The organism is Mesorhizobium sp. WSM4904, assembly GCF_029674545.1.
Taxonomy (GTDB): domain Bacteria; phylum Pseudomonadota; class Alphaproteobacteria; order Rhizobiales; family Rhizobiaceae; genus Mesorhizobium.
This window is the reverse complement of the sequence record NZ_CP121354.1, coordinates 3900620-3927598: the sequence shown is the minus strand read 5'-3', so window position 1 is coordinate 3927598 and position 26979 is coordinate 3900620. Positions and strand designations below refer to the sequence as shown.

Genomic DNA, 26979 nt, shown 5'->3' with positions numbered 1-26979 from the left:
TTTTTGTGCTCTCGTCACAAGAGCGGCACATCCGGATATGCCGACATGGCCAGTTGCCGGCGTCGCACTGCGAATTTGACGTTGCCTCAAAAAGTCCATCCAGCCGGTTGCTCAAGCCTCGGCAAACCTCTGCGGCTTTCGACAGTTCGGGGATATTTTCGAGCGGAGTTGCCTGGCAGGGTGGTGGGGCTTGCCGCGACGCATCGCGCCAGGCTTCTACACCAGTTCCACTTCCACCACTCCCGGAACCGCGCGCATGGCCGACGCGACCTGCGGCGAGATGCGATAGCGGTTGGGCAGCTCGATCTCGACCTCGCCCTGGCCGGCTTCCTTGATCAGCACGAAGCTCACCTGCCCCTCGCCCTTCACGGCAAGCTGGTTGGCCAGCATGTTGATCGGCTGGGCGTCGCGCACGAAGATGCGCAGCGCCTTCTGGATGCGACTTGCCTCGTCCTCCAGCGACTGCACCGTCTGGATACGCAGATTGATACCCTCCGGCCGGTCTTCCGCCGAAACCGTGATCACCACGGAACGGCCGGGCTCGAGCATGTCGCGATACTGCGCCAGGCCTTCGGAGAAAAGCACGGCCTCGTATTGGCCGGTCGTGTCGGAAAACTGCACGACGCCCATCTTGTTGCCGGTGCGGGTCTTGCGCTCCTGCTTGGTGGTGACGGTGCCGGCGAGCCGGCCGGCTGCGGCGCCGCGCTTCACCGCGGCCGAGAATTCCGCCCAGTTCTGAACGCGCATCTTCTCGAGCGCTGCCTTGTACTCGTCGAGCGGATGCGCCGAGAGATAGAAGCCGACCACCTGGAATTCCCGGTGCAGCCGGTCGGCGGCTAGCCAGGGCTCGGTTGCCGGCAGGTTGAGCGCCTGCGACTGGCTCCCAAGCGATGCGCCAAAGATGTCGGCCTGGCCGGAGATGGCGTTCTGCTGCGCCAGCGAGGCCAGCCCCATCATCCGCTCGACGCCGGCCATCATCACGGCGCGATCATGCCCGAAGCAGTCCAGCGCGCCGGCCATGATCAGGCTCTCGAAGACGCGCTTGCCGACGATCTTCGGATCGACGCGCTCGCAGAAATCGGCAAGGCTCTTGAATGGCTTTTCGCCGCGCACGGCCACGATGTGCTCGACCGCCGCGTCGCCGACACCTTTGAGCGCCGCCAGCGAGTAGAAGATCTTGTTTTCGCCGACTTCGAAGGGGCGGAAACTGGTCATCACCGATGGCGCCACCACCTCGATGCCGAGGCGCAGCGCGTCCTGCCGGAAATCGGCCAGCTTGTCGGTGTTGCTCATGTCGAGCGTCATCGACGCCGCCAGGAACTCGACCGGGTAATGCGCCTTGAGATAGGCGGTCTGGTAGGAAACGACGGCGTATGCGGCGGCGTGCGACTTGTTGAAGCCGTAGTCGGCGAATTTGGCCAAGAGGTCGAAGATGAAGTCGGCCTGCGGCTTGGCAACGCCGCGTTCGACGGCGCCGGAGACGAAGCGCTCGCGCTGCTTGTCCATCTCGGCGCGGATCTTCTTGCCCATGGCGCGGCGCAGCAGATCGGCTTCGCCGAGCGAATAGCCGGAAAGCTCCTGCGCGATCTGCATCACCTGTTCCTGATAGACGATGACGCCCTGCGTCTCCTTCACCAGATGGTCGATCTTGGGATGGATCGAGGCCATCTCCTCCTCGCCATGCTTTCTGGCGTTGTAGGTCGGGATGTTCTCCATCGGGCCGGGGCGGTAGAGCGCCACCAGCGCGATGATGTCCTCGATGCAGTCCGGCCGCATGCCGATCAGCGCCTTGCGCATGCCGGCACTTTCAACCTGGAACACGCCGACCACCTCGCCGCGCGACAACATGGCGTAGGTGTCCTTGTCGTCGAGCGGAATGCGGGCAAGGTCGATGTCGACGCCGCGCCGGCGGATGAGCTTCACCGCCGTTTCCAGCACGGTCAGCGTCTTCAGGCCGAGGAAGTCGAACTTAACCAGCCCCGCCTGCTCGACATATTTCATGTTGAACTGGGTGACCGGCATGTCCGACCGCGGATCGCGGTACATCGGCACCAGTTCGGACAGCGGCCGGTCGCCGATGACGATGCCGGCGGCATGGGTCGAGGCATGGCGGTAGAGGCCCTCCAGCTTCTGCGCCGTGTCGAGCAGCGTCTGGACGATCGGCTCCTTCTCGGCCTCCTCGGCGAAACGTGGCTCGTTGGCGATGGCATCCGCCAGCTTGACCGGATTGGCCGGGTTCTGCGGCACCATCTTGGAGAGCTTGTCGACCTGGCCGTAGGGCATCTGCAGCACGCGGCCGACGTCGCGCAGCACGGCGCGCGCCTGCAGCGTTCCGAAGGTGATGATCTGGCCGACCTGATCGCGGCCGTATTTCTGCTGGACGTAGCGGATGACCTCCTCGCGCCGGTCCTGGCAGAAGTCGATGTCGAAGTCCGGCATCGAGACGCGGTCCGGATTGAGGAAGCGCTCGAACAGCAGCGAGAAGCGCAGCGGGTCGATGTCGGTGATGGTGGTGGAATAGGCGACCAGCGAGCCGGCGCCCGAGCCGCGCCCAGGACCAACCGGAATGCCTTGCGCCTTTGCCCATTTGATGAAGTCGGCAACAATCAGGAAGTAGCCGGGGAACTTCATCTTCTCGATGATGCCGAGCTCGAATTCGAGCCGCTCGCGATACTGCTCCTCCGTATAGCCGGGCGTCGGCCCATGCTTGGCAAGCCGCGCCTCCAGACCTTCGCGTGCCTGGCGCGCGAGTTCCGCCGCTTCCGCCTTCTCGGCCGCGTCCTTGTCGGCGGCGTCGGCGCCGGTGAAGCGCGGCAGGATCGGGCTGCGGTTCTTCGGATAGTAGGCGCAGCGCATGGCGATCTCGACCGTATTATCGATCGCTTCCGGAAGGTCCGAGAACAGCCGCGCCATCTCGGCCTGGCTGCGCAGGAAATTGTCCGGCGAAAGCCGCCTGCGGTTGTCGGCGGCCACCACCGAGCCTTCGGCAATCGCAATCAGCGCGTCATGCGCCTCATAGTCTTCGCGCTTGGAGAAAAAAGCCTCGTTGGTTGCGACCAGCGGCAATGCGTGGGTGTAGGCAAGGTCGACCGTCGACTTCTCGACCATGCGGTCATAGCCGGCGACCCGCTCCAGCTCGACATAGAGCCTGTCGCCGAACAGGCCCTTGAGGAAGAGCAGCCGCTGCTCGGCAAGGTCGCGGCGGTCCGCCTTGAGCGCGCTGCCTATCGGGCCGCGCGGGCCGCCGGTCAGGCAGATCAAGCCATCGCAATGGCCTTCCAGCATGGCGCTGGTCAGATGCACGGGCTCGCCGGGCGGCGTCTCCAGATAAACCTTGCTGATCAGCCGAACCAGGTTGGCATAGCCGGCCTCGCTGGCGGCGATCAGCACGATCGGCGACATCTCGGGGCCATGCCGGCGGCGGTCGCGCTGGGCATCGGTCGCTTCGCCGGCAAAGGCAAGGTCGATCTGGCAGCCGATGATCGGCTGGATACCATCCTTGACAGCCTTCTGGGCGAATTCGAGCGCGCCGAACAGATTGTTGGTGTCGGTCACCGCGATCGCCGGCGCTTCGTCCTTGACCGCATGTCCGACGATGGCGCCGAGCTGCAAGGCGCCCTCGAGCAGCGAATAGGCCGAATGCACGCGCAGATGGATGAAGGTCCGCGCCTGCGCTTCCGGTTGAGCAGCCTTTACCGCTGCCTCGCGCTGCAACGGGTCGCGTGGAAGTCGTTCATCCGCCATGGGGCTCGTGTCGCTCGAAAGGACTCAACATTCGGGTGAGATGTATTGTCCGCAAGCGCGCGATGCGAGTCCAGCCTTCGCCTGCGCACAGCAAAGCCGTCAGGCAAATTCCATGATCACCGCATCGACCGCCAGGCTGTCGCCCGGCTTGGCATTGAGCTTCGCCACGGTGAGGTCGCGCTCAGCGCGCAGCACGTTTTCCATCTTCATCGCCTCGACCACGGCCAGCGTCTCGCCCGCCTTGACCTCCTGCCCTTCCGCGACGGCTATCGACACGACGAGGCCAGGCATCGGGCAGAGCAGCATTTTCGAGGTGTCCGGCGCCAGCTTTTCCGGCATCAGCCTTTCCAGCTCCGCAGTCCGCGGCAGCATGGCGCGCGCCGTCACCGACATGCCTTTCCATGCGATGCGAAGACCGTTCAGCACCGGCCGGACCTGCGCCGCGATCCGGTTGCCGTTGACCGTGCCATGCCAGATCGCGTCGCCCGGTCGCCAGACGGAAGCGACCGTCAACGGCTTGCCGCCATCGATCGAGAGGTCGACCTCCATCGGGATCGAGACCATGCCGTCGACTATGCTGGCGGAAAGATAATCCGTGCCGATCTTCACCACCCAGTCACGCTTGAGATGGCCGGAATGCGGCGCCAGCCGGCCGCCGAGACGGTCGAGCCGGTCACGGCGCAGCAGCTCGATCGCGGTGGCGACGGCGGCGAACACCGCCCTTTCCTCGCTTTCCGGTTCGACCGGCGCGAAGCCGTCCGGATATTCCTCGGCGATGAAGCCGGTCGACAGCCGCCCCTCGCGCCAGCGCGGATGCTGCATCAGCGCCGCCAGGAACGGGATGTTGTGCTCGATGCCGTCGACGACGAAGCTGTCCAGCGCCTCGGACATCGCATCTATCGCCGCCAGCCTCGTCGGCGCCCAGGTGCAGAGCTTCGCCACCATCGGGTCGTAGAACATCGATATCTCGGAGCCTTCGGCGACGCCGGTGTCGTTGCGGATCACGATATCGCCGGACGTGCCCTCTTCCGGCGGCCGGTAGCGCGTCAGCCGGCCGATCGAGGGCAGGAAGTTGCGGAAAGGGTCCTCGGCGTAAAGACGGCTTTCCACCGCCCAGCCGTTGAGCTTCACGTCGCTCTGCCTGATGCCGAGCTTTTCGCCTGCGGCAATGCGGATCATCTGCTCGACCAGATCGATGCCGGTGACGAGCTCGGTCACCGGGTGCTCGACCTGCAATCTCGTATTCATTTCAAGGAAATAGAAGTTCTTGTCCTTGTCGACGATGAACTCGACCGTGCCCGCGCTCTGGTAGTCGACGGCTTTCGCCAGCGCCACCGCCTGCTCGCCCATGGCCTTGCGCGTCTTGGCGTCCAGGAACGGCGACGGCGCTTCCTCGACCACCTTCTGGTTGCGGCGCTGAATCGAGCACTCGCGCTCGCCGAGATAGAGCGCGTTGCCGTGCGCGTCGGCCAGCACCTGGATCTCGATATGGCGCGGATCGACGACGAATTTCTCGATGAAGACGCGGTCGTCGCCGAAGGAGCTTTTCGCTTCCGAGCGTGCGCGCTCGAAGCCGTCGCGCACTTCCGCCTCGCTCCAGGCGATGCGCATGCCCTTGCCGCCGCCGCCGGCCGACGCCTTGATCATGACCGGGTAGCCGATGTCGCCGGCGATCCTTTCGGCATGGTCGGCATTTTCGATGACGCCCAGCCAGCCCGGCACGGTCGAGACCGTGGCCTGGCTCGCGAATTTCTTCGATTCGATCTTGTCGCCCATCGCGCGGATCGCTTTAGGCTTCGGGCCGATGAAGACGATGCCTTCCCTCTCCAGCGCCTCGCAGAAGGAGGCGCGCTCCGACAGGAAGCCATAGCCCGGATGCACCGCTTCGGCGCCGGTCTCCTTGCAGGCGGCGATGATCCTGTCAGGCAGGAGATAGCTCTGCGCGGCCGGCGATGGCCCGATATGCACGGCCTCGTCGGCCATTTCGACATGCACGGCATCGCGATCCGCGTCCGAATAGACCGCCACCGTGGCAATCCCCATCTTGCGCGCCGTCTTGATCACGCGACAGGCGATCTCGCCGCGATTGGCGATCAGGATCTTCTTGAACATTCGGATGTCGTCCCTCCGGCAAAGCCGCCCAGTTCTATGGACAATTCCGGCGCGTCTCAAGTGTCTGCAGCCCTGGCCTCGGCGCCCGATACCGATTGCGGAAACCGCGCCGAAAAACGTCGCAAGAGACGTTGGCCGCCATCCTCGAACCCGATAAGGTGGCGGTGGGCGCATGATAAACGGCAGGCGGTACATGCCTCGCCGGGCAGGCCTGACAGCCTGCCATAAGCCGAAACTTTGAAGATTGTCTTGGGAGGAATGCCTCATGAAAACGCGAGCCGCAGTTGCCGTTGGTGCGGGAAAGCCGCTTGAGATCATGGAGGTGGACCTCGAGGGGCCGCGCGAGGGCGAGGTGCTGGTCGAGGTGAAGGCGACCGGCATTTGCCACACCGACGAGTTCACGCTGTCGGGCGCCGACCCGGAAGGCATTTTTCCGGCGATCCTGGGCCATGAGGGGGCCGGCATCGTCGTCGACGTCGGCAAGGGCGTGACCTCGGTCAAGAAGGGCGACCATGTCATCCCGCTCTACACGCCCGAATGCCGGCAGTGCCCGTCGTGTTTGTCGCGCAAGACCAACCTGTGCACCGCCATCCGCGCCACGCAGGGGCAAGGGTTGATGCCCGACGGCACCTCGCGCTTCTCGGTCGATGGCGAAAAGCTCTTCCACTATATGGGCTGCTCGACCTTCTCCAACTTCACCGTGCTGCCGGAGATCGCGATTGCCAAGGTCAATCCCGACGCTCCCTTCGACAAGATCTGCTACATCGGCTGCGGGGTGACCACCGGCATCGGTGCGGTCATCAACACGGCCAAGGTCGAGCAGGGCGCGACCGCGGTGGTCTTCGGCCTCGGCGGCATCGGCTTGAACGTCATCCAGGGTCTTCGGCTTGCCGGCGCCGACATGATCATCGGCGTCGATGTAAACAACGACAAGAAGGCCTGGGGCGAGAAGTTCGGCATGACGCATTTCGTCAATCCGAAGGAGATCGACGGCGACATCGTGCCTTACCTGGTCAACATGACCAAGCGCGGCGCCGACCAGATCGGCGGCGCCGACTACACCTTCGACTGCACCGGCAACACCAAGGTGATGCGCCAGGCGCTGGAGGCCTCGCATCGCGGCTGGGGCAAGTCGGTCATCATCGGCGTCGCCGGCGCCGGCCAGGAGATTGCGACCAGGCCCTTCCAGCTGGTCACCGGCCGCACTTGGATGGGCACCGCCTTCGGCGGCGCGCGCGGCCGCACCGACGTGCCCAGGATCGTCGACTGGTACATGGAAAAGAAGATCCAGATCGATCCGATGATCACCCATACGCTGAAGCTGGAGGACATCAACAAGGGCTTCGACCTCATGCATGAGGGCAAGTCGATCCGCAGTGTCGTGGTTTACTGAAGCAATGCCGCTAGGCCGCGGCCCGAACCGCCCGCGCCCTTTGTGGTCAACATGGGAGGAAGTGTAAATGGCGGAGAAACTGCATCCGAAGATCGACAACGGCCTGCCGAAGGAAAGCGCTTCCTTTGCTGGCGGCACGCTGGTCTGCGCCTGCACCAGCAATCCGGTGAGGGTGAAGGTCAAGGGCCAGATCGCCCACAACCACGCCTGCGGCTGCACCAAGTGCTGGAAGCCGGAAGGGGCGATCTTCTCGGTGGTGGCGGTTGCCGGCACAAGCGACGTCACCGTCACCGAGAACGGCGACAAGCTGAAGGTGGTCGATCCGGCGGCGCTGATCCAGCGCCATGCCTGCACCGGCTGCGGCGTGCACATGTACGGCCCGGTCGAGCGCGACCATCCCTTCAAGGGCCTGTCCTTCATCCATCCCGAGCGCTTCGAGGAGGACGGCTGGTCGCCGCCTGGCTTCGCCGCCTTCGTCTCCTCGATCATCGAATCCGGCGTCGACCCGAGCCGCATGGCCGGCATCCGCGCCCAGCTGAAGTCGATCGGGCTCGAACCCTATGACTGCCTCAACCCAGGCTTGATGGACTACATCGCCACCTGGACGGCCAAGAAGTCAGGCGCCTTGGCGGCCTGACAATTCCCGAAATTTCAGGCAAGGGGCCGGCCTTCGCCGGCCCCTTGCACATTTGGCCCCTTGTACATTTGGAAAGACGATTGCCTGCGCCCATCATCTACGTCGATGCCGACGCCTGCCCGGTGAAAGCCGAGGTCGAGAAGGTTGCGGAGCGCCATGGTGTCGTCGTCACCTATGTATCCAATGGCGGGCTGCGCCCGTCGCGCGATCCGATGATCCGCAACGTCGTCGTCTCCAAGGGCGCGGATGCCGCGGACGACTGGATCGTCGAGAATGCCAGGCCCAACGACATCGTCGTGACGGCCGATATCCCGCTTGCCGCGCGCACGGTAGCGCTCGGCGCGCATGTGCTGGGGCCTACAGGCCGCCCCTTCACGCCCGAGACCATCGGCATGGCGGTGGCGATGCGCGATCTCAAGCAGCATCTGCGAGAGACCGGCGAAAGCCGTGGCTTCAACGCCGCCTTCACACAGAAGGACAGGTCGAACTTTCTCGGCGAGCTCGACCGCATCTTGCGGCGGGCCTTCAAATCCGCCACACCGGATTGATCCGAACGCCTTTCAGAGGCCGGCCATGGGTGACGACACATCCGTCAAGACGCCGATGCATCGGCACATGCAGTTCGCTTTGGCCGCGGCCATCGGCATCGTCGCGCTGCTTCTTGCACTGCTTTTGCGCCTGCCGCTTCCCTACTCGATCGGCGCCAACGTGTTCTTTTTGACCTTCATCATTCTGGTCCTCGCCCTGATGCCGAGGCTTACAGGCCGCTATCTCAGCAAGAACGCGCGCGCCACTGACCTTCCGGTGCTGCTGATTTTTGCCGTCACGCTCTTCGTCGTGGGTATCGCCATCGGCTCGCTGTTTCAGCTCATCAACCAAAAGGATGCCGCGCATCCGCTGGAGATTCTGTTCGCGATGCTGTCGATCCCGCTTGGCTGGTTCACCATCCATGCCATGGCGGCGCTGCACTACGCGCATGTCTATTGGGTGGACGGCGATCAAATCGACGAGAAAACCAACAAGAAGATTCCGGGCGGCGGCCTTGATTTCCCCGGTGACAAAAGGCCGGAAGGCTGGGATTTCCTCTATTTCGCGACGGTCATCGGCATGACCGCGCAAACGGCCGACACCGCGATCACGACCTCGCACATGCGCCAGGTCGTACTCATTCATTCGATCCTGACGTTTTTCTTCAACACGGTGATCGTGGCCGCCGCGGTCAATCTCGCGGTCAGCCTGGGCGCTCCGTAATAAATACGTGATCGCATGAAACATTGCCTTGCGCCGCGACGTATTGGGGAAAAGACAATGCCCTGAAGAGGCCGTGGGATCATGCGGCCGGAGGATAGAATGGATTCTGCTGGCACGAGCCAACCCGCCGCCCAGGCGGACGCGAAGGACACGACCCTCATCTACCGGCAGTCGCGCTGGACACGGCTGACCCACTGGCTGTGGGCCATCTCGCTGTTCTTCATGCTGCTCTCGGGCCTGCAGATCTTCAACGCTCGTCCGCAGCTCTACATAGGCAAGCAGTCCGGCTTCGCGTTCAACAATACGATCCTCCAGATCGGCGCGGAGGACACCGACAACGGCCCGCGCGGCTACACCGAAGTCTTCGGTCACCGTTTCGACACCACCGGCGTGCTCGGCTGGTCGGGCCCTCCTGGACAGGAGACGCCGCGTGCATTCCCTGCCTGGGCGACGATACCGTCCTACTACGATCTCGGCACCGCGCGCGTCGTGCATTTCTTCTTCGCCTGGGTGCTTTCCGCCACCTTGCTGATCTGGCTGGTCGCCGGCCTCGTCAACGGCCATATCCGCCGCGACCTTGCCCCTCGCCTGGATGATCTGCGCAAGCTGCCGCGCGATATCGTCGACCACGCGAAGCTGAAGTTCCATCACACGCGTGACTACAACACGCTGCAGAAAATGGCCTATGGCGGCGTGCTCTTCGTGCTCCTGCCGCTGATGATCGCGACCGGCCTTGCCATGTCGCCGAGCATGGATTCGGTGCTGCCCTGGCTCAATGAAATCCTGGGTGGCCGGCAGACGGCGCGCACCATCCACTTCACCATCATGGTGCTGCTCGTTCTCTTCTTCATCATCCACATGCTGATGATCATGGCAGCCGGCCCGATCAACGAGCTGCGCTCGATCATCACCGGCTGGTACCGGACCGATCCGCCAACGAAGCGCGACCAGCCAACCGAGAGGAGCGCCTGACATGGCAAAATTCCAGATCAGCCCCAAGTTCCAGATGAACCGAAGAAAGTTCCTGACCTCCGCCAGCCTGGGGCTGTCGGGCATCGCGCTGTCGGGCTGCGACGCCTTCGACAGTGGCCTTGGCATCGGCGGCGGCCTGCGCAGCTTCCTCGAAAACGCCAATGGCCTGACCTGGCGTGCGCAGCGCCTGCTTGCCGGCCGCGACGCGCTGGCGCCGGAATTCACCGAGGCCGATATCCGCCAACCGCAGCGGCCGAACGGCGTCACCGCGCCCGACGACGACACCTACAAGGGTCTGCTCGCCAACAATTTCGCCGATTGGCGCCTGGAGGTGGCCGGCCTCGTCGAAAAACCGCTGTCGCTCACCCGCGAGCAATTGCAGAACATGCCGAGCCGCACCCAGATCACGCGCCACGACTGCGTCGAAGGCTGGAGCTGCATCGCCAAATGGACCGGCACGCCATTGTCGCTGGTGCTCGACCAGGCCGTGGTGAAGCCTGAGGCGCGCTACGTCATGTTCCATTGCCTCGACACGATCGAGCAAAGCCTGTCGGGCGACATCAAATATTACGGCACCATCGACCTGATCGACGCCCGCCACCCGCAGACCATCCTGGCCTATGGCCTCAATGGCAAGCCGCTGCCGGTCGAGAACGGCGCGCCGCTGCGCGTCCGCGTCGAGCGCCAGCTCGGCTACAAGATGCCGAAATACATTCACAAGATCGAGCTGGTCGACAGCTTCGCCAATATCGGCGGCGGCCGCGGCGGCTATTGGGAAGACAATGGCTACGACTGGTATGGCGGCATTTGATGACCCCTCGCCTGCTGGCCGAGCATGATCTGGCGCCGACCGAACTCGATGCCATCGAGGAGCGCTTGAACGGTGGCAACCGGCGCCTTGTCGGCCGCGACGATGACCGGAACCTGATCTTTGCGTTGCGAGACGAAAATGGATGCGCCGTCGGCGTCGCCGCCGGTTATTCCTGGGCGGGGATCGCCGAGCTCGAGCTGATGTGGGTCGAGGAAACCTGCCGAGGTGTCGGCCATGGCAGGAAGCTGCTCGATGCTTTTGTCTCCGAGGCCGCCGCTCGCGGCGCGCGGCGCGTGTGGGTCACGACGCACGACTTCCAGGCGCCGGGCCTCTACGAAAAGGCCGGCTTCGAGCGTATGGCCGAATTCATCGGGTGGCCCGAAGGCCATTCCAACATCGTCCTTTGCATGACAATGGGTCCCCGATAGGCAACGGCCGGACGCGTCTGGAGTTCAGCACGCAGACCTTGGCGACGCGATCATTCGTCCGGATCGTCCACCATGCAGCCGACACCGTGGCATCCCTGATAGTTGCCGTGGGTATCGAAATTGGGATTGCCGTCCCTGTCGAATTGCGGCGTCGGGTCGATCCATTGATCGTCGCGCCGCGGCTGGGGCCTCGGATAGTAATTGTCCGAATGGTGGCCGTGGCGGTTGTTGTTGTCGAGGATCGCGCCGACAATGCCCCCGACGATGATCGCCGCCGCCGCGTCGCCGGGGACGGCCTGCGGCCGGACCCGGCGACCACGAATTCGGCCGAACAGCCCTTGTCGACCCAGATGCCGCCGCCGTCGTAGCCCCAGCTGCTGCCGTACTGGCAGCGCGACTTCGACAGCCGATTGGTCAGTTGCACGCCCCCGCGCGTGTCGACCCCGCAATAGGAATAGCGATAATCCGCGCTGGAGCAGACCACGCGTTGAGGGCCTGCGGCCTGCGCCGCGTCGGGCAGCAGCGACAGTTTTGCCGGATTGCCGAAGGCGCTGGCCAGGAACATCATCGAACCGGTAACTGCCATCCGCACCGACATTTGCAAATCTCCGTCAGGGGTCCGCTATCGACAGAATGGCACCTCTGTGTAAATCTGACAACCAGAGGGGCCAGCAGCGAGGTTATATTCATGCGCGCTAAGGTAATCGCGACGATTATACTTGCTCTTTCTGCCTGGCTGACTGTTTTGCCGGCACGCGCCGATGACAGCCTCAAGCGCGTCATCGACCAGAAGACGCTGACGGTCGGTGTGGCAATCAATCCGCCTTGGATCCTCAAAAAGGCCGACGGCAAGTTCGCGGGCTACGACGTCGATCTGACAAACGCGCTCGCCTCGGATCTCGGCGTTGAATTGAAGCTGGTCGAGGTACCATGGAACGACCTGAAGGCGCGGCTGCTCAAGGGCGACTTCGATCTGATCGCGGCCGGTTATGCCAACACGCCGGAGCGTGCCCGCGAGGTGGTGTTCTCCAATCCCACCGGCGCCGCCGACATCCGCATGGTCGCGTCGATAGCCGGCCTCGGCAAACGGCCGGACAAGGCGCTGATGGCGCCTGGCTACAAGATCGCCGTGCTGTCCAATTCCACCGACGAGGCCGCCGCCAAGGAGGCCTTCCCGAAGGCGGACATCTTGTCCTTCGACAACACGACCGCCGTCTTTGCCGCTCTCATCGGCGGCGACGCGCAGGCCATGGTGGCCACGTCGCCGACGCCGCAGATGGCGGCCAGGCTCTATGACGCGAAATTCAAGCTGGTGGGCGGCCCGTTGCTGCGCACGCCGGAAGCCTTCGCCTTGCGCCCCGACGACGTCCGCCTCGTCCAATACGTCGACAACTGGATCAGCGCGCGCACCGCCGATGGCACCATCACGGGTGTTCGCCGCTACTGGTTCGGCGGCTTCAAATGGATGTCGCGTTTCGACACCGGCGCCAAGCCGGAACAGGCAAAGCCGAAGCAATAACCTCAAGCCACCTTGTCAAGCAGCGGCTTCAGCGCCGGATGGATTTCCGGCTACGCGTGCTTGATCAATGTCAGCAGCGCGCGTTCGTTGTCGCGCAGCGGACGTAGGCCGTCGCCAACCCGCTCGGCCAGCCACCTGGCCTCGCCTGCGTCGATCGTCTCGGCGCGTCGAGCGAGCGCCTCGGCCGCACGGTTCCTGGCGTCCTTTGCGCGTCCAAGAGGACACGCGGCGCTGTAGTGCGTCGTTTCATATCGGAAGTATCTTGAGAAACCGGCAAACGGCGTGGTTAGCGAAGGCTTGTCGACAGTCCCCCTGTGGCAAAGTTGCCGGTTCCGATTGCTGCAATTGCGGCATCGAGCCGCTTGCCGAAGACCTCGGTCATCGAGCTTGAATAGGTTGCGGTCAAATGATCCTTGTCACGCCATACATAGACGTTGCCGATGACCGCAGGACAGTGTTCGTTAGGGCAGATAAAGTCGTTGAAATCGATAAACCCACCGGTCGTCCATAGGCCTGGTGCGCGGCGATCAGCGGATCGGGCCGGGCAATCGACTTGTAGGGGATGGAACAGTCCGGGCAATTCTCAGGCTTCACCCCCCAGGAAGGTGTGTCGGCGATCACGATTACCTTTGCGCCCAACGCCTCGAGCCTGCGCCACAATTGTATCAGAGTGGCGGGGACCGGTACCTGCGCCTCGCCTTCCTTGAAATATGGCAGCAGATCGAGCCTCTGCCCCAAGATGATGAGATCCGGCTTCTCCTGCTGGATAATCTCCAGCATGCGCTGCCCCCAGTTCAGACAATTCGTATAGGGGCGATCGTTCAACGCCAGCATGGCTGGGAATAGGGGGCAGGCGTACTTGGTAAAGCTGGAGGCATTCCAGCCGCGGTCCGCAGCCACTCCTTCAAACGCCGGCACCCATTGTTCGGCATGCGAATCACCGATCAGAAAGACTTTGAAGTGGCCGTTTGGGTCGCCGAACCGGCAACGGAGGGGTTCGGCGCCATCGAGGGTGACACGGCATGCTTCGGTGGGCGGAAGGTCCTGCTTGATTGTCGCAAGGGGCGGCGCAAAGGCCGTCACGACAGGCACGGGCTCGTTGGCAAACAACGATCTGGCGCCTGGATAGTCGTTGGGATGGCTGGCGATGAATGCGCGCTCCCTCGCTAGGCCGGCGTGTTGGGCAAAAAGCGCGACCAGTGGGACGAGCGAGAAAACGACCAGGGCGGCGGCCAGCTCGCCTAGCCTGCGGCGCACGGAATGTGATGACCGCGGCGATCGGAAACGGTCCTCGACATGAACTTTCGAAATCGCAGCCAGGCCAACACTTGCGAGCAAAATGGCTGTGCCGGCCAGCGGACCTACCGTCTCGCCCGTTCGCTGGGAGACATATACGACAATGGGCCAATGCCAGAGATAGAGCGAATAGGAGATATCGCCGACGAACTGAAACGGGCGACTTTTCAGCAAGGCAAAAACACTCAGCGGTGAGCTGCTCCGTCCCGACAGGATCACCAATATGGTTGCCAAGGTCGGCAGCAGCGCGGCATAGCCGGGAAAAGGCGTCTTGCTGGAGAACAGAAAGCCAGCCGCGAGAATGCCCGCGATGCCGAGAACGCCCAGGATGCGCCGCTTCGCGTTGCCGATCGCCGGAAACTCGAGCGCCGCGAAGCCGCCGAGGGCGAGTTCCCAAATACGGGTAAATGTGACGAAATACGCTGGGGCCGGGTCGACGGCGGTCAGCCACATCGAGGCAGCCAGCGAGGCAATGATTACGGTTCCGAAGAGCGCGAGGAGCATCGCTCGCCAAGACAGTTTGAATAAGCGCGACGCCGACAGTCCGGCCATGATCAGTCCTGGCCAGACGACATAGAACTGTTCCTCGATGGACAGCGACCAATAGTGCTGCACGGGGCTCGGCGCGCTATCCCTGGCCAGATAGGCGACAGACTTCGCAGCCAGACGCCAGTTTTCCAACTGAACGGCGCTGAGTGCCATTTCGGCCATGCCGTCGACCCACTGTGATGCGGGAAGGCACAGCGGCGTCAGCGCGCCGACAACCAGAAGCACCAGCATCGCCGTTGGCAGAAGCCGTCGCGCCCGCCTCAAATAGAAGGCTGGGATGTTTATTTTCCCGGTTGCCTCAGCCTCGCGCACCAGAACGCCGGTGATGAGATATCCGGAAATGACGAAAAACACGTCGACGCCGACATAGCCGCCCGGGATCAGGAATGGCCAGACATGGAACACCGCCACCATGCAGACTGCGATTGCCCGCAGCCCCTGTATCTCCGGGCGGAATTGTGACGTGCTCAACTACTTTGGTACCGATTGCCGACAGGCCGCCTTTAAAGGTCCTCTTCCGCAAATACCAGCTCCTAAAAACCGGGCCGCCGCTTCCGTCTTGGAGCTTGGCAAACCGCGCGGTTGTCGAAGACTTGTCGGCCGATGCATGTCGCCCAAAGGTGTACAGCGGTTTTGGGAGGACGACATGCATCAAACAAATATCGAAGCGGGTCGCCTCAGCGCTTTAGATGTCGCTGGGAGGTGACAAGGTGTCGCCGACGGGCTATGGATGGCGCGTCGGGGACTCAGGCGACTGAGTCCTACCTGTTTGCGGGAGAGAACAGCGAAAGCTGTCGCCGAAGGGGAAATCGCCCGAAATCTCTCAGGCAAAAGAACCGTGGACGGGAAAGACAACTCTGGAAAGTCGGGATTCGTCCCGCGCCGAAGGTGTAAGCGCTGCCGACAGAGTTCCGGGGCGCGAGTCTCTCAGGCTTCAGACAGAGGGGCACGGACTGGACCGCCAATGGCGGTCGATTGCGTGCGACTCTGGAGAAGACATGACAGGCGAAGGCACCAAACACCTACCCCTCGAGGATTTGCATAACGCCGCGGGCGCGCGCTTCGGCGCGTTCGCCGGCTGGTCGATGCCGCTGACTTATCCAGCGGGCGTGATGAAGGAACACCTCCACACGCGCGAGCATGCCGGCCTGTTCGACATCTCGCACATGAAGCTGTTCGAGGTCAGCGGTCCAGGCGCCGCCGCACTTCTCGATCGCGCCTGCCCGCTCGAAGCCGGCGCGCTGGAAATCTCCCAGTCCAAATACACCTTCTTCCTCAATGAGGCGGCCGGCATCATCGACGACCTGATCGTCACTAGGCTGAGCGACCAGCGTTTCATGGTGGTCGCCAATGCCGGCAACGCGGTCGAGGATGAAAAGCACCTCCGCGCGCTGGCGGCCGATTTCGACGCCAAGGTCCAGCCGCTCGACCGCGTCTTCCTGGCCATCCAGGGCCCGGACGCCTGGGCGGCCCTTTCGCGAGCCGGCATTGAAACCGGCTCCTTGCTGTTCATGCACGGTGTCGAGCCCCGGCAAAACTGGTTCATGAGCCGCTCCGGCTACACCGGCGAGGACGGCTTCGAGATCGGGCTGCCGGAACCGGATGCCCGCGATCTCATCGCGAAGCTGCTGCAGGACGAGCGCGTGCAATGGATCGGCCTTGCCGCCCGCGACAGCCTTAGGCTCGAAGCCGGGCTCTGCCTGCACGGCCAGGATCTGACACCCGAGATCGACCCGGCAAGCGCCGGCTTGATGTGGGCGATCCCCAAGGAGTTCCGCGCCTCCGGCGGCTTCATCGGCGCCGACGCGCTGCGCTCGATCCTCGAGCGCGGCCCGTCGCAGAAGCGCGTCGGCCTGAAGCCCGATGGTCGCCAGCCGGTGCGCGCGGCAGCGGCGCTGGTCGACGCCGAGGGCAATCCGGCCGGCCGCGTCACCTCGGGCGGCTTCGGCCCCTCGACGGGCCACCCGGTCGCCATGGGCTATGTCGACACCGCGCTGGCCAGACCCGGCACCAGATTGTTCGCCGATGTCCGTGGCACGAAAATTCCGGTCGACGTCACTTCGCTCCCCTTCACGCCACACCGCTACCGCAAAGGATGAATTCCCGATGGCAAACACCTATTTCACTGAAGACCATGAATGGCTGCGCGTCGAGGGCGGCGTCGCCACAGTAGGCATCACCAACTACGCGCAGGAGCAGCTCGGCGATCTCGTCTTCGTCGAACTGCCGGAAATCGGCCGCAAGCTCGCCAAGGGCGACACTGCGGTGGTCGTCGAATCCGTTAAGGCGGCCTCGGATGTCTACGCGCCGGTCGACGGCGAGATCATCGAAGCCAACACCTCGCTGTCGTCCGACCCTTCATTGGTCAACTCGGCGGCGACCGGCGACGGCTGGCTCTGGAAGATGAAGCTATCCAACGAAAGCCAGCTCGCCAGCCTCATGGATGAGGCTGCCTACAAAGCCCATATCGGCTGATAGCAGGATTTTGGAAATGACCGCAGCACCTGTTCCTTTCTCGGCCCGCCACATCGGCCCCAGCGTCAACGATGTCAGGGCCATGCTTGCCACCATCGGCGTGCCGTCCGTCGAGACGCTGATAAGCCAGGCCGTCCCGAGATCGATACGCCTCGATCAGCCGCTCAATCTGCCTCCCGCGGCCAGCGAAGCCGAAGCGCTGGCCGAATTGTCGGCGATCATGGCGAAGAACACGGTGCTCAAGAGCTTCATCGGCGCCGGCTATCACGGCGTCTTTGTGCCGCCGGTCATCCAGCGCAACATGTTCGAGAACCCGGCCTGGTATACGGCCTACACGCCCTACCAGGCCGAGATCAGCCAGGGCCGGCTGGAGATGCTGTTCAATTTCCAGACCCTGGTCACCGAGCTGACCGGCCTGCCGGTGGCATCGGCATCATTGCTCGATGAAGCCACCGCTGTCGCCGAAGCGGTCGGCATCGCGCTGCGCCATCACCGCGACAAGCGCACCAAGGTGGCGCTCGCCGGCGCGCCGCATCCGCAGACGCTCGATGTCGTGCGCACGCGCGCCGAGCCCCTCGGCACCGAGGTCGACGGCGAGACGATCGACGACAACACCGCGGCCCTGCTCGTCTCCTGGCCGGACACATTTGGTGTCTATGGCGATCACAAGGCAGCGATCGAGAAGGCCCGCGCCGTCGGCGCGCTGGTCGTCTTCATCGCCGACCCGCTTGCGCTCACGCTGACCGACTCTCCGGCGAAGCTCGGCGCCGACATCGCCGTCGGTTCGATGCAGCGCTTCGGCGTGCCGATGGGCTTTGGCGGCCCGCATGCCGCCTATTGCGCCGTCTCCGACAGATTGACCCGGCTGATGCCCGGCCGTCTCGTCGGTCAGTCGACCGATACCAAGGGCCGCCCGGGCTATCGCCTGGCGCTGCAGACGCGCGAACAGCACATCCGCCGCGACAAGGCCACCTCGAACATCTGCACCGCGCAGGCGCTGCTTGCCAACATGGCGACCGCCTATGCGATCTGGCACGGCCCCGCCGGCCTGCAGGCTATCGCCGAGCGCGCCCACACCCTTGCCAACCGCCTCGCGGCGGGGCTGAAGGCAGCAGGCGTAGCAGTCCTCGGCGCGCATCGCTTCGACACGGTGACGGTCGAGGTGAAGGGCAAGGCAAGCTCGATTGCCGCCGCCGCAGAAAAGATCGGCAGGCTGCTGCGCGTCATCGATGCCGACCGCGTCGGCATCGCCTTCGACGAGACCTCGACGGAAGCCGACCTGGAGGCGATCGCGGCGCTGTTCGGCGCCAAGCCCGGCACGGTGGAAGCCGGCTCCATGCCCGCCAAGCCGCGCGGCAAGGAGTTCCTGACGCAGCCAGTCTTCCATGAGAACCATTCCGAGACCGACATGATGCGCTTCCTGCGCCGGCTGGCCGACAAGGACCTCGCGCTCGACCGCGCCATGATCCCGCTCGGCTCCTGCACGATGAAGCTCAACGCCGCCGCCGAGATGATGCCGGTGAGCTGGACGAGCGTCGCCAACCTGCACCCCTTCGCGCCGGCCGGCCATTCGGCGGGCTACCGCGCCATGGCCGGCGACTTGGAAGCCTGGCTGTCGGAGATCACCGGTTTCGACGCGGTCAGCCTGCAGCCCAATGCAGGCAGCCAGGGTGAATATGCCGGCCTGCTCGCCATCCGCGCCTATCACCGCGCGCGCGGCGAGGGCCATCGCACCATCTGCCTGATCCCGTCCTCCGCGCATGGCACCAATCCGGCAAGCGCCGCGATGGCGGGCATGAGCGTCGTCGTCGTGCGCTGCACCGACGATGGCAATATCGACATGGACGATCTAAGGGCCAAGGCCAACGAGCATTCCAGGAACCTTGCGGCGCTGATGTTCACCTACCCGTCGACGCATGGCGTCTACGAGGAAGGCGCGCGCCATCTCTGCGCTCTCATCCACGAGCACGGCGGCCAGGTCTATTTCGACGGCGCGAACCTCAACGCCCTGGTCGGCCTCGCCCGCCCGGGCGACATCGGCGCCGATGTCTGCCACATGAACCTGCACAAGACCTTCTGCATCCCGCATGGCGGCGGCGGCCCGGGCGTCGGCCCGATCGGCGTCAGGGCGCATCTAAAACCCTATCTGCCGGGTCATGTCACCGAAGGCTCGGCGCATGCCGTGGCGGCCGCGCCCTTCGGCAGTGCCTCGATCCTGCCGATCACCTGGATGTATATCCGCATGATGGGCGGCGCAGGGCTGAAGCAGGCGACCGAGACGGCGATCGTTTCCGCCAACTACGTGGCGACCCGGCTCGCGCCGCATTTCCCGCTCCTCTACAAGGGGCGGAGCGATCGCATCGCCCATGAGTGCATCCTCGACACCCGCGTGCTCAAGGACAGCGCCGGCATCAGCGTCGACGACATCGCCAAGCGTCTCATCGATTACGGCTTCCATGCGCCGACCATGTCGTTCCCGGTTGCCGGCACGCTGATGGTCGAGCCGACCGAGTCCGAGCCCAAGCGCGAGCTCGACCGCTTCTGCGAGGCGATGATCGCGATCGCCGGCGAGGCGGCAAAGGTGGCAAAGGGCGAATGGCCCTTGGCCGATAACCCGTTGGTCAACGCTCCTCACACCGCTGCCGAGACATTGGCAGGCGCATGGACGCATCCGTACTCGCGGTTGGAAGCAGCCTATCCGGCGGGTGACGTCGATCTGGCGGCAAAGTACTGGCCGCCGGTGTCACGCATCGACAATGTCGCCGGCGACCGCAACCTGGTCTGCTCTTGCCCGCCGCTGACGGAATATCTCGGCGCCGCCGAGTAGTCGTTCAAGCGGTTTTCAGGGCCGGCCCGCTGTCGGGCTGGCCTTCCTTGTGCTGGGCGATCACGCGGTTCCGCCCGGCGCGCTTGGCGGCATAGAGCGCGGCGTCCGCTTCCGCCAGCACCTCGTCCAGGCTCAGGCCGACGGCGGCGCCAAATCCCATGCCGCCGCTGACGCTGCTGCGCAGCGGGCCGCGATGGGTCGGAACGATCTCGGTGCCGAAGGCGACGCCGATCCTGCTTGCCATGTCATGCGCCTTTTCCGGCGTCATGCGCGAGATGACGAGCGCGAATTCCTCGCCGCCCAGCCGGAAGGCGTCGACCCCGACCCTGCCATATTTCTTGATCACTGCTGCGAAGCGGCAAAGGACCTGATCGCCGACAGGGTGGCCGAAGACGTCGTTGGTCGCCTTGAAATGGTCGAGATCGAACATCGCGATCGCCATGAACGGACCGAAGCTGCGATCGCCGTAAAGCTCGCCGAGCGCCCTGCGGTTCATCAGGCCGGTCAGCGGATCGGTCATCGTCTCGGCCTTGAGCTCGATCTGCGCCTGCAGATGGTGCAGCGAAAGCGCCAGCGCGCCGAGGCCGGTCATGCAGGCAACCGCCACGACGGAGTTCACCCTCTCGGCCCAGTTGTCCGGAGCGGCGCCCAGCACCCATTGCCCATGGAAGAGCAGCACCAGGCCGCAAAGCGCGAAAGACACGCCGCAGGCTCCGCTCAGGAACGAGACGACGAGCAGGATCCGGCGGTCGTGATCGCCCTTCATCCAGAACATCGTTCCGATCGCTGCGAGCAGCGCCGTCACAGCCGCGTAGGTGATCTGGAAGCCGACGCCGTCGAAACCGAGATAGGTGAAAGCGGCGCAGGCGGCCATGGCTGCAAGCGTCGGCAGAACCGCGCGGCGATAGTTGCGAAAACCGAGATACTGCATGGCCGACAGGCAGATGGCCAGAAAGCCTAGGCTGAGCAGCGCGAGCACGATCTGGCAGAGCCAGGGATTGGCATCCTTGGTATAGCGCCAGAACAGGACCACATGGGCAACGAGCACGAGCATGCCGCAAGCGACCATGGGAATGAAACGCGCGCTGGGCGCGGTGAACCAGATCGCGAACAAAGTGATGCTGAGGCAAGTGCCCGACAGCGCCGCCGCGAGCAGGAGCGAGCTGAAATCCAACATCTCTGAAGGTCTGCCTTGGGGAGTCTCGTTACTTCCTCAATGTAGGTTGTAGACGCCCGGCGCAAACCGTTTTCGGCTGGCGCCCGCCGCTACGTCGGTACAGGGTTTACAAAGCGTCGACATGCCGCCTGAAATGCCGGCGCGGATGCGCGACGGCAAGGAGCGTGGAAGCGGATCAGCTCTTGTCGAGCAGCGCAAGGTTGGCATTGACGACGGTCTGATCGGCGAGGCCGGCCTTCGCTTCGAGCAGCAGCGCCCTCGCCTTCTTCTTGTTGCCGCGCAGCAGCTGCGAGTAGCCCATATTGTTGACGATCTGCGGCTTGCGCCCGGCGACCCTCAACAATTGGGCATAGGCGCGGTCGGCGAAGTCGAAGCGGCCAAGCTCGTCATAGGAGGCGGCAAGCCCCATCCAGGCTTCGGCATTGTCGGCCTTGAGCTCAACTGCCTTGCGGAAATGCTGCTCGGCAAGGCCGAAATTGGCCTCGCGGAACTGTGCCTTGCCCTCCACCAGGTCGGCGGCGCTGACGTCCTTGGCCGTCGGTTGGATCGCGGTGGTCTTGGTGGTGTCGACGTTGCTGCTCGTCGTGCAGCCGGTGATCATCAAGACGGCTGCCAACGCCGCTGCTGCCCTGGGAAGTCCGTGACGCATGCCCCTGCCCCATCGCCCGATTTGCCGGGTCGTTCTTCAGTAAGGACCATAAACCACAGCGATTAAGCTTCGGTGCCGAAAAGCTCCTAAATTTCAGTTGCGTGCAAGGGATGCGTTAACCAGTACGCGGAGCTTGAGGCATGTTGAGATTCAGGTCAGGCTGAGCCGAAAGTGGTGGTTTTCGAGAACCGGAGCGGAACGTACTTTAGGTACGTGAGCACCGGAAGCGCCAGAAAACTGCCGCTTGCAGGCCGGCATCACCTGAATATCAACATGCCTCAGTGCGCCGTCAGCTTCACGACGATGGGAATGATGGCGACCATCAGCACCACCGGCAGGATGCACACCGTCACCGGCACCGACATCTTGGCCGGCAGGGCGTGCGCCTTCTCCTCGGCAAGCGACATGCGCTTGTGGCGCATCTCGTCGGAAAAGACGCGCAGCGCGCCCGACAGGCTGGTGCCGAGTTCCTTGGACTGCTGCAACAGCGTCGCGAAGGAACGGACCTCATCAAGGCTCAATCGGTCCGCGAGCGCCTTCAACGCATCGTCGAGGCTGCGGCCGGCCCTGAGCTCCAGCGACACCAGCTGCAGGTTCTGGCTGAGCGACGGATAGGTCTTTGCCAGTTCCTTCGAGACGCGCTCGATGCCGGCCTCCATGCTCATGCCGGCGTCGGAGCAGACGATCATCAGATCCATGAAGTCGGGAAAGCCGTTGCGGTATTCGCGCATCTTTTCCCGCACCTTCTGCGTCAGTACCAGGCCCGGCAGGAAATAGCCTGCCGCACCCGACAGGATGATGAAGGTCCAGCGGCTGGTCATGGTCGACTCGGCGCTGGCCGCCCAATGGTTGACTAGGAACGCGCCAAGCGCGACGCCGACCAGAGCGGCAAAGCGGATCAGGAAGAACATGCCGACGGCGCGCGGCTCCATGTAGCCGGCCTGGATGAGCTTCATGCGCAACCGTGCGACGTTCTCCGGGTCGCTCTTGGCGTAGAATTCCTGCGCCCGCCTCACCGCCTTCTCGCGCACGGCGTTTGCGTTCTTCCTGGGCGCCGCCGGCTCCGCCTGCTCGATCGGCTGGACCACCTCGACCTTCAGCCGGCGCTTGACCTCGTTGCGATCGCCCTTGGCGACGACCAGCGGCCAGGCCATCGCGCCGCCGCCCAGCACCAGCAGCAGCACCGCCACCGGCATCAGCGATGTCGGCGCGAGCGAGGCAAGGAAGCGGATGATGTCCTCCATCTCAGAACCTGAAATTCGACATCTTGAACATGATGGCGTTGCCAAGCAGCAGCCACAGGATGGAGCCGCCCAGCATGTACCAGGTCTTCGGTATCCCCCACACTTCCCGGTAGAATTGCGGCATGAGCGCCATGATGGCGGTGAACAAAAGCACCGGCACGGCGGTCAGGATATAGGCCGACATGCGGCCCTCGGTAGAAATCGCGCGCACCTTGCGCCGCAGCTTGCCGCGCTCGCGGATCGTCGCCGACAGCCCGTCCAGGATCTCGCGCAGATTGCCGCCGGAACTGCTTTGGATCGACACGGCGGTGACGAACAACGGCAGGTCTTCGTGGCCGACCCGCTCGAAAAGGTTGTTGAGCGCCGAGACCAGATCGGAGCCGTAGGTCACCTCGTCGGCCACGACGCCGAACTCGGTGCCGATCGGATCGGCCATCTCACGCGCCACCATCGCGATCGCCACCGGCACCGGGTGGCCGGCCTTGAGGCCGCGCGTGATCAGCTCCAGCGCTTCCGGCAGTTGCAGGCCGAAGCGCTTATGCCGGCGCTTGCGCAGAAAGCGCAACGCCATCACCGGCAGGATCGGCAGCAACACGGCGAACAGGACCAGCCCGAAAAGCAAGGGCAGGCCGTACCACATGGCGAAAAGGGCCAGCGCGAAAGCCGCCCCAGACGTGATCATGAGGAATTTGGGCAACGGCGTGATCATGCCGGACTGCGTGCGCAAAGCGCGGAAGCGATCGAGGGAAAACAGGGACGCGCCGCCCTCGACGCCGCGCTCCTTGCGCAACTGGATCAGCACCTGCTCCTGGCTGATCTTGTTCTCCGCCAGCTTCATGCGGCGGTTGATCGCCGTGCGCTTGTCGCTGCGGCCGGCATAGAGCAGGTAGCAGCCTTCGGCGACCATGATGCCGGTGAGCGCAGCAGCGGCGTAGACGGCGTAGATCGGACCGAACCCCTCGAGCACCGGCTACTCCTGCGGCCGGCCGGGTTCGAAATACTTGCCCGGAAATTCTATGCCCATGTTGCGCAGGTCCTCAAGGAAGCGCGGACGGATGCCCGTCGCCTCGAAATGACCGACGATCTTGCCGTCGGCCTCCATGCCGGTGCGCACGAAGCGGAAGATCTCCTGCATCTGGATGACGTCGCCTTCCATGCCCGTCACCTCGGCGACGCTGGTCACCTTGCGCTTGCCGTCGGACAGGCGCGTCAGCTGCACGATGATGTCGAGGGCGCTGGCGATCTGGCTGCGGATCGACTGCACCGTCATCGGCATGCCGGTCATGCCGAGCATCTGCTCGAGGCGGGAGATGGCGTCGCGCGGCGTGTTGGCGTGGATGGTCGCCATCGAACCTTCATGGCCGGTGTTCATCGCCTGCAGCATGTCGAAGGCCTCCTCGCCGCGGCACTCGCCGAGGATGACGCGGTCGGGCCGCATGCGCAGCGCGTTCTTGACCAGGTCGCGCTGCTTCAGCTCGCCATGACCCTCGATGTTCGCGGGCCGCGTTTCCATGCGCGCGACATGCGGTTGCTGCAGCTGCAGCTCGGCCGCGTCCTCGATGGTGATCAACCGCTCGTCCTCGGGAATGAAGGCCGACAATGCGTTGAGCATCGTCGTCTTGCCGGTACCTGTACCGCCGGAGATGATCGTGGTCTTGCGCGCATGCACGGCCGCCGCCAGCACCTCGGCCATGTTCTGGGTGATGGCGCCGAACTCGACCAGCTTGTGCAGGCCGAGCTTGTTCTTGGAGAATTTGCGGATCGACACCAGCGGCCCGTCGACGCCGACCGGCCGGATGGCGGCGTTGAAACGCGAGCCGTCGAGCATGCGGGCGTCGACCATCGGCTGCGATTCATCGACCCGGCGTCCGACTGCAGCGACGATTTTGTTAATGATCCTAAGTAGATGCGCTTCGTCCTTGAACGGGATGTGAACCTGCTGCAGCTTGCCGCGTTTTTCGACGAAGCAGTTCTGGTGACCGTTGATAAGGATGTCGTTGATCTCGGGGTCCTTGAGCAGCGGCTCCAGCGGGCCGAGGCCGACCATCTCGTCGACGATGTCGTCGACCAGGGCGTCGAGCTCGGCAGTGTTGATCGCCATCCGCTCCTCGCGCGTCTTTTCCGAGACGAACTCATGCACCTGACGGCGCATTTCATCCTTGGGCAGCCGCTCCAGCGCGACGAGGTTGATCTCCTCGAGCAGCATGCGGTGGATGCGCACGCGCGCGTCAAGCACCTTGTTGGCGCTTTTTGCCGGTGCCGCATCCGGCTTCGGCGGAGCCGGCTTGCGGGTCGTCGGAATGACCACGGCATGGTGCGCAACGGGCGCGGGTTCGGGCGGGCGCAGCGGACGGACGTCGCGATTCTGCAGGTTGGAGAAGCGGCTGCTCATCCTGCTCTCCTCTTCAAGAGGCCCTTGCCGAGGCCGAACAGCGACTTCGATTTTGCCGTCGTCGTCACCGCCTCCTCAGGCAGGATGATCTTCTTCAGGTCGTTGACGACATTGGCGTTGGGGTCGATGTCGTGCAGCGGCACGCCCCGGTCGACTGCCTCGCGCACCAGCCGGTAGTTGTTGGAGATGCCGCCGACGAAATGTTCGCCGAGAATGTCCTGGACATCGGCCTGCTTGATGCCGCTGTCGAACATCTTCTGCTCGAAGCGGTTGACGATGACGTTGGGCCTCACTTCCTTGCCGGCAGTCTCGTAGATGGCCTGGATGAGACGCTGCGTGTGGCGCAGGCAAGGCACCGTCATCTCGGCCACGATATAGAGCTTGTTGGAGCCGAGCAGCACCGTCTCGGTCCATGGGAACCAGGTGCGCGGCATGTCGATGACGACATTGTCGAAATAGGCCGAGACGAGGTCGAGCATGCGCACCACGACATCGGTCTTGAACGAACGCATTTCCGAGGGACGCGTCGGCGCGGCCAGCACGCAGAGCCCGCTCGCATGCTTTGAGAGCATGACATCAAGCAGCTGCCGGTCGAGGCGTTCGGGCTGGTTCTCGATTTCGGTGATGTCGAAGCGCGGCTCGAGATCGAGATATTCGGCACAGGCGCCCTGCTGGAAATTGAGGTCGACCACGCAGGTAGAGGCGCCGCGCGTCACCGAATGATGCAGCTGGAAGGCGGTCTGGAGCGCAAGCGTGGTGGTGCCGACGCCGCCGGCGGCCGGCATGAAGGTGTAGATCTGAGACTCGGTGTTTTCCTCGCGCCCCGGCCCCTGCAGCGCGCGGATGACGGAACGCACCAGGTCTGCGGTGGTGATCGGCTTGACCAGGAAGTCGGCGACCTTGAGCTGCACCAGGATGCGCACCGCCGCCGCATTGAATTCCTGGGTGACGACGACCACCGGAACCCGGCCTTCGAGCCGGCGCATGATGCGCTGCAGCGACTCGATCTCCTCGAGCTTGGCTGCATCCATGTCGACGATGACGGCACCGAACTCGGCTTCCTGGACTTCACCGCGAAGCTCGTTGACGCTTCTCTCGACTGTCAAAAGCTCGATGACCTCGGAGGCTGCGAAAGCCGTCCGCGTGTCCTGCGAGAACGCCCTGTCGGTTGAAACGAGCAGGATCTTCTTTGTCTTGGTGCCGGATGCCATGATCGCCAGCCAATCAGTTTGATGTCGTCGATGCCGATGTCGTCGATGCCGACTCCGAACCGGCTTTCGCGCCGGCGGCGCCGGCCGTGGGGCTCGTGCTTTGGGCCGGCACCAGAAGCCTGGTGTTCTGGACGCCGTACTGCCAGGGGTCGACCATCTGCATGACCGTGTTCGACGCCTGGGCGTTGCCGGCAGCCGTCGTCACGCCTTCGCTGCGCACGTAGTCGTCGCTGGTGCAGCCTGCGAAGGCACCGGCAAGCAGCAGAGCGATACAGGGAGCCAGACGCATGAG

At 64.0% G+C, this 26979-nt stretch carries 22 protein-coding genes and 1 riboswitch; of the genes, 11 read left to right on the top strand and 11 right to left on the bottom strand.

Translation table 11 applies throughout. From position 1 onward, the window contains the following. Positions 1-216: 216 nt before the first annotated feature. Both dnaE and QAZ47_RS18690 read right to left on the bottom strand, forming a co-directional pair. The gene (gene dnaE / locus QAZ47_RS18695; protein WP_278230350.1) at positions 217-3744 is read right to left on the bottom strand and encodes a DNA polymerase III subunit alpha; all 3528 of its coding nucleotides are present in this window, start codon (positions 3742-3744) and stop codon (positions 217-219) included. A gap of 99 nt (positions 3745-3843) precedes the next feature. Further along, entirely contained in the window at positions 3844-5856 is a 2013-nt protein-coding gene (locus QAZ47_RS18690) for an acetyl/propionyl/methylcrotonyl-CoA carboxylase subunit alpha (RefSeq protein ID WP_278230349.1), read from the bottom strand. A 265-nt stretch (positions 5857-6121) separates the two neighbouring features. On the opposite strand from QAZ47_RS18690, the gene QAZ47_RS18685 reads away from it, so the two are divergent. The 7 genes from QAZ47_RS18685 (at position 6122) to QAZ47_RS18655 (ending at position 11348) form a co-directional block, all read left to right on the top strand. Then, positions 6122-7249, top strand: coding sequence for an S-(hydroxymethyl)glutathione dehydrogenase/class III alcohol dehydrogenase (locus tag QAZ47_RS18685; protein ID WP_278230348.1), 1128 nt, complete (start codon positions 6122-6124; stop codon positions 7247-7249). A gap of 67 nt (positions 7250-7316) precedes the next feature. Then, positions 7317-7886 carry an S-(hydroxymethyl)glutathione synthase gene (gene gfa, locus QAZ47_RS18680; protein ID WP_278230347.1) on the top strand — a complete coding sequence of 190 codons (570 nt, stop codon included), beginning with the start codon at positions 7317-7319 and terminating at the stop codon, positions 7884-7886. Between the two features lie 80 nt (positions 7887-7966). Further along, positions 7967-8434, top strand: coding sequence for a YaiI/YqxD family protein (locus QAZ47_RS18675; RefSeq protein WP_278230346.1), 468 nt, complete (start codon positions 7967-7969; stop codon positions 8432-8434). A gap of 25 nt (positions 8435-8459) precedes the next feature. Further along, on the top strand, positions 8460-9137 hold the full coding sequence (locus QAZ47_RS18670; RefSeq protein ID WP_278230345.1) for a DUF1345 domain-containing protein: 678 nt from the start codon (positions 8460-8462) through the stop codon (positions 9135-9137). A 99-nt stretch (positions 9138-9236) separates the two neighbouring features. Then, entirely contained in the window at positions 9237-10109 is an 873-nt protein-coding gene (locus QAZ47_RS18665) for a cytochrome b/b6 domain-containing protein (protein ID WP_278202192.1), read from the top strand. A gap of 1 nt (position 10110) precedes the next feature. Next, the gene (locus QAZ47_RS18660) at positions 10111-10920 is read left to right on the top strand and encodes a molybdopterin-binding protein (protein ID WP_278202191.1); all 810 of its coding nucleotides are present in this window, start codon (positions 10111-10113) and stop codon (positions 10918-10920) included. Further along, positions 10920-11348, top strand: coding sequence for a GNAT family N-acetyltransferase (locus QAZ47_RS18655; protein WP_278202190.1), 429 nt, complete (start codon positions 10920-10922; stop codon positions 11346-11348). The genes QAZ47_RS18660 and QAZ47_RS18655 overlap by 1 nt, the downstream gene beginning before the upstream one ends. Positions 11349-11398: 50 nt before the next feature. On the opposite strand, the gene QAZ47_RS18650 is transcribed toward QAZ47_RS18655, so the two are convergent. Continuing rightward, complete coding sequence (locus tag QAZ47_RS18650) at positions 11399-11797, bottom strand: hypothetical protein (RefSeq protein ID WP_278202189.1); 399 nt, start codon at positions 11795-11797, stop codon at positions 11399-11401. A gap of 239 nt (positions 11798-12036) precedes the next feature. On the opposite strand from QAZ47_RS18650, the gene QAZ47_RS18645 reads away from it, so the two are divergent. Then, positions 12037-12867 carry a transporter substrate-binding domain-containing protein gene (locus QAZ47_RS18645; protein WP_278202188.1) on the top strand — a complete coding sequence of 277 codons (831 nt, stop codon included), beginning with the start codon at positions 12037-12039 and terminating at the stop codon, positions 12865-12867. Positions 12868-13269: 402 nt separating this feature from the next. On the opposite strand, the gene QAZ47_RS18640 is transcribed toward QAZ47_RS18645, so the two are convergent. After that, the gene (locus QAZ47_RS18640; RefSeq protein ID WP_278230343.1) at positions 13270-15126 is read right to left on the bottom strand and encodes an acyltransferase family protein; all 1857 of its coding nucleotides are present in this window, start codon (positions 15124-15126) and stop codon (positions 13270-13272) included. A 348-nt stretch (positions 15127-15474) separates the two neighbouring features. After that, positions 15475-15561, top strand: a riboswitch (glycine riboswitch). 149 nt (positions 15562-15710) lie between these two features. Between QAZ47_RS18640 and gcvT the strand changes: the two genes are divergently transcribed. The 3 genes from gcvT to gcvP are packed head-to-tail and all read left to right on the top strand — an operon-like array spanning position 15711 to position 20014. Further along, the gene (gcvT, locus tag QAZ47_RS18635) at positions 15711-16811 is read left to right on the top strand and encodes a glycine cleavage system aminomethyltransferase GcvT (protein WP_278230342.1); all 1101 of its coding nucleotides are present in this window, start codon (positions 15711-15713) and stop codon (positions 16809-16811) included. Positions 16812-16818: 7 nt separating this feature from the next. Continuing rightward, positions 16819-17187 (top strand): glycine cleavage system protein GcvH, encoded by a 369-nt coding sequence (gene gcvH / locus QAZ47_RS18630; protein WP_278230341.1) that lies wholly within the window; start codon positions 16819-16821, stop codon positions 17185-17187. Positions 17188-17203: 16 nt separating this feature from the next. Further along, entirely contained in the window at positions 17204-20014 is a 2811-nt protein-coding gene (gene gcvP, locus QAZ47_RS18625) for an aminomethyl-transferring glycine dehydrogenase (protein WP_278230340.1), read from the top strand. Positions 20015-20018: 4 nt separating this feature from the next. Here the strand turns inward: gcvP and QAZ47_RS18620 are convergent, their stop codons facing one another. The 7 genes from QAZ47_RS18620 to QAZ47_RS18590 all read right to left on the bottom strand — a co-directional run bounded on the left by QAZ47_RS18620 (position 20019) and on the right by QAZ47_RS18590 (position 26976). Next, the gene (locus tag QAZ47_RS18620; protein ID WP_278230339.1) at positions 20019-21191 is read right to left on the bottom strand and encodes a GGDEF domain-containing protein; all 1173 of its coding nucleotides are present in this window, start codon (positions 21189-21191) and stop codon (positions 20019-20021) included. A 175-nt stretch (positions 21192-21366) separates the two neighbouring features. Then, complete coding sequence (locus tag QAZ47_RS18615) at positions 21367-21840, bottom strand: hypothetical protein (protein WP_278077609.1); 474 nt, start codon at positions 21838-21840, stop codon at positions 21367-21369. 278 nt (positions 21841-22118) lie between these two features. Next, positions 22119-23084: a type II secretion system F family protein gene (locus QAZ47_RS18610; protein ID WP_278202182.1), complete on the bottom strand. Its 966-nt coding sequence runs from the start codon at positions 23082-23084 to the stop codon at positions 22119-22121. A 1-nt stretch (position 23085) separates the two neighbouring features. Then, the gene (locus QAZ47_RS18605; protein WP_278230338.1) at positions 23086-24051 is read right to left on the bottom strand and encodes a type II secretion system F family protein; all 966 of its coding nucleotides are present in this window, start codon (positions 24049-24051) and stop codon (positions 23086-23088) included. A gap of 3 nt (positions 24052-24054) precedes the next feature. After that, entirely contained in the window at positions 24055-25476 is a 1422-nt protein-coding gene (locus QAZ47_RS18600; protein ID WP_278202180.1) for a CpaF family protein, read from the bottom strand. Beyond that, entirely contained in the window at positions 25473-26687 is a 1215-nt protein-coding gene (locus QAZ47_RS18595; RefSeq protein WP_278202179.1) for a response regulator/pilus assembly protein, read from the bottom strand. The genes QAZ47_RS18600 and QAZ47_RS18595 overlap by 4 nt, the downstream gene beginning before the upstream one ends. A 13-nt stretch (positions 26688-26700) precedes the next feature. Next, entirely contained in the window at positions 26701-26976 is a 276-nt protein-coding gene (locus QAZ47_RS18590; protein ID WP_278202177.1) for a hypothetical protein, read from the bottom strand. Positions 26977-26979: the final 3 nt, after the last annotated feature.